Annotated in this window: 13 protein-coding genes; 3 read left to right on the plus strand and 10 right to left on the minus strand. The window is 70.7% G+C overall.

Annotated elements, in window-relative coordinates:
• Positions 1-65: 65 nt before the first annotated feature.
• The 9 genes from ruvA to pgsA all read right to left on the minus strand — a co-directional run bounded on the left by ruvA (position 66) and on the right by pgsA (position 7,174).
• The gene (ruvA, locus tag OG844_RS06255; protein ID WP_329212910.1) at positions 66-692 is read right to left on the minus strand and encodes a Holliday junction branch migration protein RuvA; all 627 of its coding nucleotides are present in this window, start codon (positions 690-692) and stop codon (positions 66-68) included.
• Positions 689-1,222 (minus strand): crossover junction endodeoxyribonuclease RuvC, encoded by a 534-nt coding sequence (ruvC, locus tag OG844_RS06260; protein ID WP_406388660.1) that lies wholly within the window; start codon positions 1,220-1,222, stop codon positions 689-691. Before ruvC ends, ruvA begins: the two co-directional genes overlap by 4 nt.
• A 132-nt stretch (positions 1,223-1,354) precedes the next feature.
• Positions 1,355-2,107: a YebC/PmpR family DNA-binding transcriptional regulator gene (locus OG844_RS06265; RefSeq protein WP_266929230.1), complete on the minus strand. Its 753-nt coding sequence runs from the start codon at positions 2,105-2,107 to the stop codon at positions 1,355-1,357.
• A gap of 61 nt (positions 2,108-2,168) precedes the next feature.
• Positions 2,169-2,762: a pyridoxal 5'-phosphate synthase glutaminase subunit PdxT gene (gene pdxT / locus OG844_RS06270; protein ID WP_406388662.1), complete on the minus strand. Its 594-nt coding sequence runs from the start codon at positions 2,760-2,762 to the stop codon at positions 2,169-2,171.
• Positions 2,763-2,769: 7 nt separating this feature from the next.
• Positions 2,770-3,690 (minus strand): pyridoxal 5'-phosphate synthase lyase subunit PdxS, encoded by a 921-nt coding sequence (pdxS, locus tag OG844_RS06275; protein WP_406388663.1) that lies wholly within the window; start codon positions 3,688-3,690, stop codon positions 2,770-2,772.
• Positions 3,691-3,807: 117 nt separating this feature from the next.
• The gene (locus OG844_RS06280; protein WP_329212905.1) at positions 3,808-4,353 is read right to left on the minus strand and encodes a hypothetical protein; all 546 of its coding nucleotides are present in this window, start codon (positions 4,351-4,353) and stop codon (positions 3,808-3,810) included.
• Between the two features lie 72 nt (positions 4,354-4,425).
• Complete coding sequence (locus tag OG844_RS06285; protein ID WP_406388664.1) at positions 4,426-5,586, minus strand: glycosyltransferase family 4 protein; 1,161 nt, start codon at positions 5,584-5,586, stop codon at positions 4,426-4,428.
• Positions 5,583-6,506, minus strand: coding sequence for a phosphatidylinositol mannoside acyltransferase (locus tag OG844_RS06290; RefSeq protein WP_406388665.1), 924 nt, complete (start codon positions 6,504-6,506; stop codon positions 5,583-5,585). Before OG844_RS06290 ends, OG844_RS06285 begins: the two co-directional genes overlap by 4 nt.
• Positions 6,503-7,174, minus strand: a complete 672-nt coding sequence (gene pgsA, locus OG844_RS06295) for a phosphatidylinositol phosphate synthase (RefSeq protein ID WP_406388667.1) — start codon at positions 7,172-7,174, stop codon at positions 6,503-6,505. The genes OG844_RS06290 and pgsA overlap by 4 nt, the downstream gene beginning before the upstream one ends.
• A 267-nt stretch (positions 7,175-7,441) precedes the next feature.
• Between pgsA and OG844_RS06300 the strand changes: the two genes are divergently transcribed.
• Positions 7,442-9,667: an elongation factor G-like protein EF-G2 gene (locus OG844_RS06300; RefSeq protein WP_406388669.1), complete on the plus strand. Its 2,226-nt coding sequence runs from the start codon at positions 7,442-7,444 to the stop codon at positions 9,665-9,667.
• A 157-nt stretch (positions 9,668-9,824) separates the two neighbouring features.
• A complete protein-coding gene (locus tag OG844_RS06305) occupies positions 9,825-11,495 on the plus strand; it encodes a hypothetical protein (protein ID WP_406388671.1) in 1,671 nt (556 codons plus the stop codon).
• Between the two features lie 66 nt (positions 11,496-11,561).
• On the opposite strand, the gene OG844_RS06310 is transcribed toward OG844_RS06305, so the two are convergent.
• Positions 11,562-12,134, minus strand: coding sequence for an HIT domain-containing protein (locus OG844_RS06310; protein ID WP_329212899.1), 573 nt, complete (start codon positions 12,132-12,134; stop codon positions 11,562-11,564).
• A 66-nt stretch (positions 12,135-12,200) separates the two neighbouring features.
• Here OG844_RS06310 and OG844_RS06315 point away from each other — a divergent pair, with 66 nt between their 5' ends.
• Positions 12,201-12,878 carry a potassium channel family protein gene (locus OG844_RS06315; RefSeq protein WP_406388672.1) on the plus strand — a complete coding sequence of 226 codons (678 nt, stop codon included), beginning with the start codon at positions 12,201-12,203 and terminating at the stop codon, positions 12,876-12,878.
• Positions 12,879-12,892: the final 14 nt, after the last annotated feature.

Consider the following 12,892-nt stretch of genomic DNA (forward strand, 5'->3'; position numbering starts at 1 on the left):
GCCTCGGGTGTTTCGGTGCCGGTCGTGCGATGCTCCGGCCGGCGTACGGGGCGTCGGCCCCCGGGTCAGCGTGCGCGGTTGAGTGTCTGCAGGGCCGCGCGCAGCAGCTGCGGTACGGGCGGCTGTGCGCCGCCGGCGATCGCGGCCTCGGCCTGCGGGGCCACGGCGGTCACGGCCTCGTCGGCCTCGCGCGTCGCGTAGCCGAGGCCGATCAGGGCGGCCTGCAGCTGGTCGCGCCAGGAGGAGCTGACCGCGGTGCCGATGCCCTGCTGCCCGATGTGCGCCCCGACCGGCTCGCCGAGCCGGTCCTTGAGGTCCAGGAGGAGCTTCTGGGCGCCCTTCTTGCCGATCCCGGAGACGGCGGTGAGCGCCTTCTCGTCACCGGTGGCGACGGCGATGCGCAGGGCGTCCGGGCTGTGGGTGGCGAGCATCGCCTGGGCGAGACGCGGGCCGACGCCGTTGGCGGTCTGGAGGAGCTCGAAGACCTGCCGCTCGTCGTCGTCGGCGAAGCCGTACAGCGTGAGCGAGTCCTCCCGTACGACGAGGGAGGTGGCGAGCCTCGCCTCCTGGCCGATCCGCAGGCCCGCGAGTGTGCCGGGGGCGCAGTGGACGGCCATGCCGATGCCGCCGACCTCGATCACGGCCGTGGTCGGGGCGAGGGCGGCCACCGGGCCGGAGACGAAGGCGATCATGCGGTACGGCCTTTCAGCGTGCGGTGGGCGGCGACGGCCTGCTCCAGTCGGTTCTGCGCGGGGGCGCGCCAGATGTGGCAGATGGCGAGGGCGAGTGCGTCGGCGGCGTCGGCGGGCCTGGGCGGTGCGTCGAGCCGCAGCAGCCGCGTCACCATGGCTCCGACCTGCGCCTTGTCGGCGCGGCCCGAGCCGGTGACGGCCGCCTTGACCTCACTGGGGGTGTGCAGGGCGACCGGGATGCCCCGGCGGGAGGCGCAGAGCATGGCGACCGCGCTGGCCTGGGCCGTGCCCATCACCGTACGGACGTTGTGCTGGCTGAACACCCGCTCCACAGCGACGAATTCGGGCCGGTGCTCGTCGAGCCACTGCTCGATGCCCTGCTCGATGGCGACCAGTCGATGTCCGAGCTCGGCATCGGCCGGCGTGCGTACGACGCCGACGCCGACCATCGTCAGCGGCCGGCCCGCCACACCCTCGACGACTCCGACACCGCACCGGGTCAGCCCCGGGTCCACGCCCAGAACACGCATGGAGCGCCCCCTCCCCTCACCGATCGGTCAACTGTTCCCGCAGGCTATCGGCTCGCACCGACAATGCGACGGGCCGACGGGGTGTGTCCCCGTCGGCCCGTCGGCTCCGCTCGTGCGGAGGGTGCCCGGATGTCAGGCGTCGACCTTCTCCATGACCTCGTCGGAGACGTCGAAGTTGGCGAAGACGTTCTGCACGTCGTCGCTGTCCTCGAGCGCGTCGATGAGCTTGAAGATCTTGCGCGCGCCCTCTTCGTCGAGGTCGACCTGCATGGTGGGCAGGAAGTTGGCCTCGGCGGAGTCGTAGTCGATTCCCGCCTCCTGGAGCGCGGTGCGGACCGCGACCATGTCGGTGGCCTCGCTGACGACCTCGAAGGTCTCACCGAGGTCGTTGACCTCCTCGGCGCCCGCGTCGAGCACGGCGCCCAGGACGTCGTCCTCGGACAGCTCGCCCTTCGGGACGATGACGACGCCCTTGCGGTTGAACAGGTACGAGACGGAGCCGGGGTCGGCCATCGAGCCGCCGTTGCGGGTCATCGCGACACGTACGTCGGACGCCGCGCGGTTGCGGTTGTCGGTGAGGCACTCGATGAGCACCGCGACACCGTTGGGGCCGTAGCCCTCGTACATGATCGTCTCGTAGTCCGCGCCGCCCGCTTCGAGACCGCCGCCGCGCTTGACCGCGGAGTCGATGTTCTTGTTCGGGACGGAGCTCTTCTTCGCCTTCTGGATGGCGTCGACGAGCGTCGGGTTGCCTTCGGGGTCCACGCCGCCGGAACGGGCCGCAACCTCGATGTTCTTGATCAGCTTCGCGAAGAGCTTGCCGCGCTTGGCATCGATCACGGCCTTCTTGTGCTTCGTCGTAGCCCATTTAGAGTGGCCGGACATCTGCCTTCTCCTTCGCGTCACCAAAATCTGAACGAACCCGAGAGATCCTACCGGGATCGAGTCAGCACACTGCGCGCACCATGTCGACGAAGAGTGCGTGGACCCGGTGGTCCCCGGTCAGTTCGGGGTGGAATGACGTAGCCAGGGCGTTTCCCTGCCGTACGGCGACAATATGCCCGCCGTGTTCCGCGATGACTTCTGCCTCCGCCCCGACCGACTCGACCCAGGGCGCGCGGATGAACACGCCCTCGACCGGACCGTCCGCGATCCCGTCCACCTCGACGGCGGCTTCGAACGACTCGTTCTGCCGCCCGAAAGCGTTACGGCGCACGATCATGTCGATACCGCCGACCGTCTCCTGGCCCGAGCGGGGGTCCAGGATCTTGTCGGCGAGCAGGATCATCCCGGCGCAGGTGCCGTAGACGGGCATTCCGGCGGCGACCCGCTCGCGCAGCGGTTCCAGCATGCCGAACAGGACGGCCAGCTTGGACATCGTGGTGGACTCGCCACCGGGTATGACGAGCCCGTCGACCTCGGCGAGCTCCTCGGGACGCCGGACCGGCCTGGCCACGGCGTCCGCCGAGGCCAGGGCGATCAGATGTTCCCGTACGTCGCCCTGGAGAGCCAGGACTCCGATGACAGGGTTGTCGGTCATCAGTGGGTTACCAGCCGCGGTTGGCGTAGCGCTCGGCCTCGGGCAGCGTGTCGCAGTTGATGCCGACCATGGCCTCGCCCAGGTTGCGGGAGGCGTCCGCGATGACCTTCGGGTCGTCGTAGAAGGTGGTGGCCTTCACGATGGCGGCGGCGCGCTTGGCGGGGTCGCCGGACTTGAAGATGCCGGAGCCGACGAAGACGCCCTCGGCACCGAGCTGACGCATCAGGGCCGCGTCCGCGGGGGTGGCGACACCACCGGCGGAGAACAGGACGACGGGCAGCTTGCCGAGCTCGGCGACCTCCTTGACCAGCTCGTACGGGGCACGGAGGTCCTTGGCGGCGGCGTACAGCTCGTTGTTGTCGAAGCCGCGCAGGCGGGCGATCTCGTTCTTGATCTGGCGCAGGTGCCGGACCGCCTCGACGACGTTGCCGGTGCCGGCCTCGCCCTTCGAGCGGATCATCGCGGCACCCTCGGCGATGCGGCGCAGGGCCTCGCCCAGGTTGGTGGCACCGCAGACGAAGGGAGTGGTGAAGGCGAACTTGTCGCTGTGGTTGACCTCGTCGGCCGGGGTGAGGACCTCGGACTCGTCGATGTAGTCGACGCCGAGGGACTGCAGGACCTGGGCCTCGACGAAGTGGCCGATGCGGGACTTGGCCATGACGGGGATGGAGACGGCCTCGATGATCTCTTCGATCATGTTGGGGTCGGACATCCGGGCCACGCCGCCGTCCTTGCGGATGTCGGCCGGAACCCGCTCCAGGGCCATGACCGCCACGGCGCCCGCGTCCTCGGCGATCTTCGCCTGCTCGGCGTCGACGACGTCCATGATCACGCCGCCCTTGAGCTGCTCGGCCATGCCGCGCTTGACGCGGGCGGTGCCGGTGGCCGGGGACTCGGTGGACTGCGGGGTGCTGGGAAGCGTGGACACGGATCGACCTCACTGGGGGTGAAAAAGGAACGGGAGACTGCAGGCACGAGCAAACGCTCCGGGACCAGTCCACAGCAAGGGCCAATGGACACCCCGTGGATCGTTTTGTGCGCCGCCTCAGCTGCCGGGCCGGTCCGCCAGCGCGACCGGTGGCTCGTCGTCCATCTCGAAGGCGAGCGGGAACGGGGCGTGTCCGGCGAGCCGGAACAGTCGTACGGTCCGGTGCCTGCGCAGCGCGCGGGCGGCACGCACCGAGTCGTTGTGGAAGCGCCGGGCCATCGGGACCCGGCGCACGGCGGCGGCCAGTTCCTTCGCCGCGTCCTGTCCGCCGGGGAACTCCTTGAGGGCCTCGACCTGCGCCGTCTCGCCGAACACGGCCCGCAGCGCGGTGCTCAGCTCACTCTCGGAGACCTCGCGCTGCTCCTCCTCGGCCTGCCGTGCGGCGTGCGCCGCCTCGTACAGCACGATCGACGCCGCGGGATCCAGCACCCCGGCGGTGGCCAGTTCCTGGGTGACCGAGGCACGGCGCAACAACTGGGCGTCCAAGGCCGCCCGGGAAGCGTCGATACGGGCGTGGAGCCGGTCGAGCCGGCCGGCGGTCCAGCTGAGGTACAGGCCGATCGCGAGGAGCGCGACGGCAATCCAGATGAAGGTTTCGATCACGGGCGGCAAGGCTACCGTCGCCGGGTGCGCCCCCGGGCCGCCGGTGCGCCGTATCGGCCCGTGAGCCCGGCGTCAGTCCCTGGCCAGCCCGAACCGTGCGCGCAGGCCCGTGCGTTCGTCGGTGTCCACCGATGCGGCCCCGTCCGTGACCGTCTCGTACACGGCGAGGATGTCCGCGCCGACCGTCTCCCAGTCGAAGCGGCGCACGTGCGCGCTGCCCCGCTCCCTCAGACCGGCCCGTCGCTCCGGGTCGCCCAGCAGGCGGATCGCGGCCGCGGCGAGCGCGTCGGCGTCCTCGTTGGCGAAGAGGTCGCCCGCGGCCCCCTGGTCGAGCACCTGCGCGAACGCGTCGAGGTCGCTGGCGAGCACGGGTGCTCCCGCCGACAGGGCCTCGACCAGGATGATGCCGAAGCTCTCGCCGCCGGTGTTCGGCGCCACGTACACATCGACACTGCACAGCAGCCGCGCCTTGTCCTCGTCGCTCACCATGCCGAGGAACTCGACGCGCTCGCGCATCTCCTTCGGCAGTGAGGCGACCGCCTCCTCCTCGTCACCGCGGCCCGCGACCAGCAGGCGCGTCTCCGGGCGGGCGGCGAGGATCGCGGGGAGCGCCTTCATCAGGACGGGCAGCCCCTTGCGCGGTTCGTCGATGCGCCCTATGAAGCCGAGCGTGCCGCCCTGCCACTCGGCCTTCGGTTCGGCACCGGCGAAGAAGCCGACGTCCACGCCGTTGGGGATGACCACCGCGTCCCCGCCGAGGTGCTCGACCAGGGTGCGTCGCGCGTACTCGCTCACCGCGATCCGCGCGCTGATCTTCTCCAGCGCCGGCTGGAGGATCGGGTACGCGGCGATCATGGCCCGGGAGCGGGGGTTGGACGTGTGGAACGTGGCGACGATCGGCCCCTGCGCCGCCCAGCAGGCGAGCAGCCCGAGCGAGGGCGAGGTGGGCTCGTGGATGTGGATGACGTCGAAGGTGCCGTCGTGCAGCCAGCGGCGCACCCGCGCGGCGGACAGGAACCCGAAGTTCAACCGGGCCACCGAGCCGTTGTACGGGACGGGCACGGCACGGCCCGCGGACACCACGTACGGCGGCAGCGGCGTCTCGTCGTCCGCGGGCGCCAGCACCGAGACGTGATGGCCGAGGCGGATCAGGTGCTCGGCGAGGTCCCGGATGTGGAACTGCACCCCACCGGGGACGTCCCAGGAGTACGGGCAGACGATGCCGATCTTCACGGAGTTTCCCCCTGGGGGTCCAGATCGGAGATCCAGAGCCGCTGCAGCATGTGCCAGTCCTCCGGATGCTCGGCGATCCCGGTGGCGAAGGCATCGGCCAGCGCCTGTGTCATGGAGGACGTGTTCTCGGCGCGGGTACCTGTCCCGGGTGCGCCCACGGCCGGATGGATCTGCGCCTGCATGACGGACGTGCCGTCGTACCAGAGCGTGACGGGCAGCAGCAGCGCGCCGGTCTGCTGGGCCAGCAGCGCGGGTCCTGCGGGCATCCGCGCGGTGTCGCCGAAGAAGTTCACCTCGACACCGGACGCCGACAGGTCGCGGTCGGCGACCAGGCAGATCAGGCCGCCGGACCGCAGCCGCCTGGCCAGGGTCCCGAAGGCGGCCCCTCCGTTGTGCGGCAGGACCTCCATGCCCAGGCCCCGGCGGTAGGCCACGAACCGGTCGTACAGGGTCTCCGGCTTCAGCCGCTCGGCGACCGTCGTGAACGGCACCTTCAGGTCGGTGGTGACCCATGCGCCCGCCAGGTCCCAGTTCCCCAGGTGCGGCAGCGCGATGATGACCCCGTTCCCGGCGTCCATGCCTTCGGTGAGCCGGTGGACGTCCCGGACGTTGATGCTGTCCCTGATCCGCTGCGGACTCCAGGTCGGCAGCCGGAAGGACTCCATCCAGTAGCGCATGTAGGAGCGCATGCCGGCCTTCGACAGCTCGGCGAGACGGGCGGCGTCCGCGTCGGGAACCACCCTGGCCAGGTTCGACTCCAGCCGCAGCACCGACTTGCCCCGCCGCTTCCAGGCGTGGTCGGCGATGGTGCGGAAGAGCGCACGGGCGGCCGGTTCGGGCAGCTTCTTGACCGCGCCCCAGCCGAGCCCGTAGAGCCCGTCGGTGAGCCGTCCCCTGAGATCGGATCCGGTGCCGCTCACTGCGCGGCCTCGCTCCCCTGTTCCGCGGTCCCGCCCGCGGCGTCGGCCTCGGCCGACTCCCGGCGCACGGTCACCACCCGCTGGACCAGGGTCACCAGGCTGCCCACGGCAACGATCCACAGCGCGATCGGCAGCAGGATCTGGATCCCGGGCACGCCGAACCCGTGCAGGCCGGCCAGTCCGGCGGCGACCAGCGAGATCACCAGCCGTTCGGCGCGTTCCACCAGCCCGTTGACCGCGACCGGCAGGCCGATCGACTCACCGCGGGCCTTGGTGTACGAGACCACCTGGCCGCTGGCCAGGCAGAAGATCGCGACCGCACACAGCACGTTGTCGTCGCCGCTGCCCGCGTACCAGAGGGCGAACCCGGCGAAGATCGCCCCGTCCGCGACCCGGTCGAGCGTCGAGTCCAGGAACGCGCCCCACCGGCTGGAGATCCCGGCCTGCCGCGCCATGTTGCCGTCGACGAGATCCGAGAACACGAAGGCCGTGATCACGATCGTGCCCCAGAAGAACTCCCCCATCGGGAAGAAGACCAGCGCACCTGCCATCACTCCGGCCGTGCCGACGAGAGTGACCGCGTCGGGGCTGACCCCGAGGCGGAGCAGCAGAGCGGCGAACGGTGTGAGGACACGCGTAAAAAATGCACGCGCGTACTTGTTCAGCATGGCCTTCCCGAGGTTCGGTGGGCCGTGCGGCCACTTCGGCCACCGGCTGGCCCATCGTAGTCACGAGCCGTGCCGTCCCACGGCGGGGCACCCCGTCCCGGTGGGTCACCCGGAACTCACCGGCGTCGGGGTGCGACATATGGACGCGGCCCGGCGCGAGTGGAAAGCTCGAATGACGCGGGCGCTGCCGGAGCCGCGTCGGCTCCTCCTGCCCGTGACCCCCACTCCCCAGGGCCTCACAGCCCCACCGATCGGGAGGAACGCATCATGGGCGACAGGACGCATACACACACCGGGGCCGCCGGCAGAGCAGCGACGGCCGACCGGCCCGCTTCCGTACGGAACGTGGTACTGGTCGGCCACAGCGGCTCCGGCAAGACCACTCTGGTCGAGGCTCTCGCGCTCACGGCGGGAGCGGTCAACCGGGCCGGCCGGGTCGAGGACGGCGGGACCGTCTCCGACTACGACGAGATCGAGCAACGCCGACAACGTTCCGTACAGCTCTCGCTGGTCCCCGTCGAATGGGGCGGCTACAAGATCAATCTGCTGGACACCCCCGGCTACGCGGATTTCGTCGGGGAACTCAGGGCCGGTCTGCGCGCTGCGGACGCGGCCCTGTTCGTCGTCTCGGCGGCCCAGGAGGCCGACGCGGTCGCGGGCACCACCCGTGCGGTCTGGGAGGAGTGCGCCGCCGTCGGGATGCCGCGCGCGATCGTCGTCACGCACCTGGACACCGCCCGCACCTCCTTCGACGAGATGACCCGGGTCTGCGGCCGGCTCTTCGGCGGCGAGGACCCCGACGCCGTGCTTCCCCTCTATCTGCCGGTGCAGGGCCCCGAGGCCCCTGACGGGCACGCGCCGTTGACGGGCCTCACCGGACTGCTCACGCAGCGGATCTTCGACTACTCCTCCGGGGAGCGGAAGGAGAACCCGCCCGCGGGCGACGAGCGGGCACCGCTCCTGGCGGCACGCAACCGGCTCATCGAAGGGATCATCGCCGAGAGCGAGGACGAGACCTTGATGGACCACTACCTCGCCGGCGGCGACATCGACACCAAGACGCTCGTCGACGACCTGGAACGCGCCGTCGCACGCGGCGCCTTCCACCCCGTCCTCACCGCGGCCCCGGCCGTCGACGGCGCGCGTCAGGGGATCGGCACGGTCGAGCTCCTGGACCTGATCACCGGCGGCTTCCCCTCCCCCCTCGAACGGACCCTCCCCGCCGTCACCACTCCCGAGGGCGCCCCGCGGCCCGCCCCGGTATGCGACCCGCAGGGGCCCCTGGTCGCCGAGGTGGTGAAGACGGCGTCCGACCCCTACGTCGGACGCGTCTCCCTCGTGCGCGTCTTCTCCGGCACCCTGCGCCCCGACGACACGGTGCACGTGTGCGGCCACGGCCTCACCGACCCGGGGCACGAGCCGCGCCCCTGCCACGACGCGGACGTACGGGTGGGCGCGCTCTCCTCCCCTTTCGGCAAGCAGCAGCGCCCCCTGGACCACTGCATCGCCGGAGACCTCGCGTCCGTCTCCAAGCTGGGCGGTGCCGAGACCGGGGACACGCTCTCCGGCACCGGGGATCCGCTGCTGATGGAGCCGTGGACCATGCCGGACCCGCTGCTGCCCCTGGCGGTGCGCGCGCACAGCAAGGCCGACGAGGACAAGCTCTCCCAGGGCCTGGCCCGGCTCGTCGCCGAGGATCCCACCCTGCGCCTGGAGCAGAACCAGGACACCCACCAGGTCGTCCTGTGGTGCATGGGAGAGGCCCAGGCGGACGTCGCGCTGGAGCGGCTGCGCAGCAGGTACGGCGTGCAGGTCGACGCCGTGGCCCACCGGGTGCCCCTGCGGGAGACGTTCGCGTCACGGACCGTCGGGCGGGGCCGCCACGTCAAGCAGTCGGGCGGCCACGGCCAGTACGCCATCTGCGAGATCGAGGTGGAGCCGCTGCCTCCCGGTACGGGCATCGAGTTCGTCGACAAGGTGGTGGGCGGCGCGGTGCCGCGCCAGTTCATCCCGTCCGTCGAGAAGGGCGTGCGCGCCCAGGCGGCCCGCGGCGTCGCGGCGGGGCACCCGCTCGTCGACGTCCGCATCACCCTGCTCGACGGGAAGTCGCACTCGGTCGACTCGTCCGACGCCGCTTTCCAGACCGCCGGCGCCCTGGCACTGCGTGAGGCGGCCACCGACACCCGCATCCAGCTCCTCGAACCGGTCGCCGAGGTCCGGGTGCTGGTCCCCGACGACTACGTGGGGGCCGTCATGAGCGATCTCGCCGGCCGGCGCGGCAGGGTGGTCGGCACCGAGCAGGCGGCCGGGGAGCAGACCCTCGTACGCGCCGAGGTGCCCGAGATCGAGATCGGCAGGTACGCGGTCGATCTACGCTCCCTGTCGCACGGCACCGGACGATTCGACCGGGCGTACGCCCGGCACGAGGCCATGCCACCCCAACTCGCCGACCGCATCCGCAAAGAGCAGGAAAACGGCACAGACGTCACCTAGCTGACCGGAATTGACACCTGCCAACCCGCCCCGGCCCCCACAGCCGGGCGGCGTCGCGATCCGGACGATACGCTGTGGTCCCAGCTCAGAAGGTGTGCGACGTACGGTAGTTGGGAAAGCCGCAGGAGCAGACCAGGCGTCAAGTGGGGGCGGCAGAGTGGCCAGCAACGGATTCGATTTCTCTCCCGGCGCGCAGATCCCTGTCCAGGGCTCGGCCGGACAGGCGGTGGCGACCAACGCCCTCGCCTCCGCCGCATACCGCGACAGCGATGTGTCGGAGATCCTCAAGGCCAACAGCGAGTGGCACAAGTCCGAGGTGAAGCCGGGCGACTCCAAGCTCTTCAAGTCCGACTACTTCAAGCCGAATCTCGGTGAGGCGTTCTCCCGCGCCGTCCAGGAACGCACGCTCGGGGGCGACCGCAAGGCACTCATCCAGTCGTTCGGCACCGACCCGCAGACCGTCGTCGAGCACTGCCTGTCCGCCACCCGGCTGCGCAAGGCGCGCGACACCCGGCTGACCCTGGTGACGGCTCTCTTCGGCTTCGCGTTCCTGCCCGGACTGATCCTGTGGGTCCTGGCCTTCCGGCTACGTGACTCCCTCAACAACTCCAAGGACAAGGTCTTCCAGTCCCTGGGCGGCGTCCTGCTCGTCGCCGTCGGCGTCATCGCCATCATCTTCCTGGTCGCCATGCCGGTCACCGGACTCCTGGCCCTCTATCTCCGCGCCATGGTCGTCGCCCCGGTCATCGGCTGGTTGCTCGCCAAGCGGATCGCGGAGACGTCCGCCAAGGACATGCGCGACCGCTGGGAGGGGCTCCTCTCCGGCACCGGCGTCAGGGCCAAGATCCCCGAGGCCGTACCGAAGAACCCCAACGAGACGGCCCGCGAAGCCCTGCGCCAGGGCCTGGAGAAGCTCTCCGCCGAACAGCAGTCCAACGCGGTCTTCTACGCCGGCCCCAAGGGCATCCTCGGCATGGGCACCCGCTGGGGCAGCTGGCAGCTCGCCGAGGAGCTCGTACCCAAGGACCCCGCCAAGGAGATCCACCAGTTCCGCAGCTGGGACCTGATAAGGGTCATCCACGACCAGCTCAAGATGCTGGAGCGCGGCCCGCTGAACACCGGAGGCTTCCCCACTCCCTCCGTCAAGCACTGGATCGTGTCGCCCGTCGGTGAGAACGCCGACTCCGTCTCGCGCCCCGCGGGCGAGGACGTCGCCACCTTCCAGGTCAAGCCGCACGAGATACAGCGGATCTGCAACCACCAGCAGTTCGGCAGCGGGGACCGGCACTACCTGGGCGTCCAGTTCACCCTCTGGGACGGCCAGTTGGTGATCACCATGCTGATCACCGTCACCGTGCTCCACGAGACCCTGCGGATCGAGGTCACCGGACACGCCCTTGGGCCGGTCCACTCCCTCTTCCTCTCCAAGCCGGAGGCCAAGACGAAGACGGTGAAGAAGGCCGTCAAGTTCTGGGAGACCCGCAAGGTCACGCTCCCCCTCGTCAAGGCGAAGGAAGTCGTCAGGCTCGCGCTGCGTGCCCCGTTCACCTGGTACCCGCCGCTGCTCGACTACCTCGGAGGCAAGATCGTCCTGCCCGAGCCCTTCGGCCTGCGCCACGCCTGGGCCGCCAAGCCGTGGGGCCACCGCTTCATGGCCGACGACGCCATGCGGGCGGCCACCCCCGTCCTGCGATCCGTGCACTCCGCCGCCATGCGGGTCCTGAAGGAGAACGGCGTCGACACCGAACGCTTCGACAACCGATCCATGATCCTCAGCGGTCTCGTCCAGGACCCGGCACCGCGGAAGGCCGACGTCTACGACGCGTGACGGCACGACCGTGGGCGCCCCCGGCCACCCGGCCGCGGGCGCCCACGCGTGCGATGCGGGGAGAACTCAGCCGGAGGGCTGCTCGGCCGGCCACACACCGGCCAGCATCGCCCGGGTGTCCCCGAGCAGCTGGGGCAGCACCTTCGTGTGGGCGACGACCGGCATGAAGTTGGTGTCCCCGCCCCAGCGCGGCACCACGTGCTGGTGCAGGTGCGCGGCGATTCCCGCCCCGGCCTCCGCACCCTGGTTCATCCCGATGTTGAACCCGTGTGCTCCGGATGCCGCCCGCAGCGCGACCATCGCCCGCTTGGTGAAGTCGGCGAGTTCGGCCGTCTCCGGACCGTCCAGCTCCGTGTAGTCCGCGACGTGCCGGTACGGCACGACCATCAGGTGCCCGCCGTTGTACGGGTACAGATTGAGCACGGCGTAGACCTTCTCGCCGCGCGCGACGACGAGCCCGTCCTCGTCCGACTTGGAGGGAATGACGCAGAACGGACAGCCGTCCTCGGCCCCCGGACCGTTCGGCTTGTTCTCACCCTGGATGTAGGCCATCCGGTGGGGCGTCCACAGGCGCTGGAACGCGTCGGGCGTCCCCACTCCGATCTGCTGCTCCGGCTCACTCGTCATGCCGGTCAGCATATTGCTTCACCCCGGCGGAGCGTGTCGCCGGGGCCCGGCCGGGCAGCGCACCGCGATGCTGGGGCCATGAGCGCCCCTTCCGACTCTTCCGTACCCGTCCGGCTCACGGAATGGGAGCAGCGCACGGAGGTCCCGCTCTTCGTCGCGGCGCTGGTCTTCCTCACCGGCTACGCGGTACGCGTCCTGGCCCCCCACGACAGTGAACCGTGGCCCGACATCGCCCTCGCCCTGGTCGCCGCCACCTGGCTGCTCTTCGCGGTGGACTACGGCGTACGGCTCCGCCTCAGCGGCCTGGGCCGGCACTTCGTACGCACCCACGTGCTGGACACCGTGGTACTCGCGCTGCCCCTGCTGCGCCCCCTGCGTGTGGTCCAGATCTACACGGCGGTCCAGAAGCGCCGGGACGAGCCGCGGCTGAGCCTGTACGCCCGTGTGATCGCCTACGCGGGGCTCACGACCGTGCTGCTCGGCTTCTCGGCGTCGCTCGCCGTGTACCACCTGGAGCACACGGCCCCGGACGCCAGCATCCGTACGTTCGGCGACGCGGTGTGGTGGGCGTGCGCGACGCTCACGACGGTGGGGTACGGGGACGCCGTGCCGATCACGTTCGGCGGCCGGGTCGTCGCGACGGGACTGATGGTCTGCGGGCTGGCCCTGCTGGGGGCGGTGACGGGCTCGTTCTCGTCGTGGCTGCTGCAGGTGTTCGCCCGGGAGGACGAGAAGAGGCCCTCGGGGAGCGCGTAGCTCACCGGGGGCCT

The organism is Streptomyces sp. NBC_00887, from assembly GCF_045207585.1.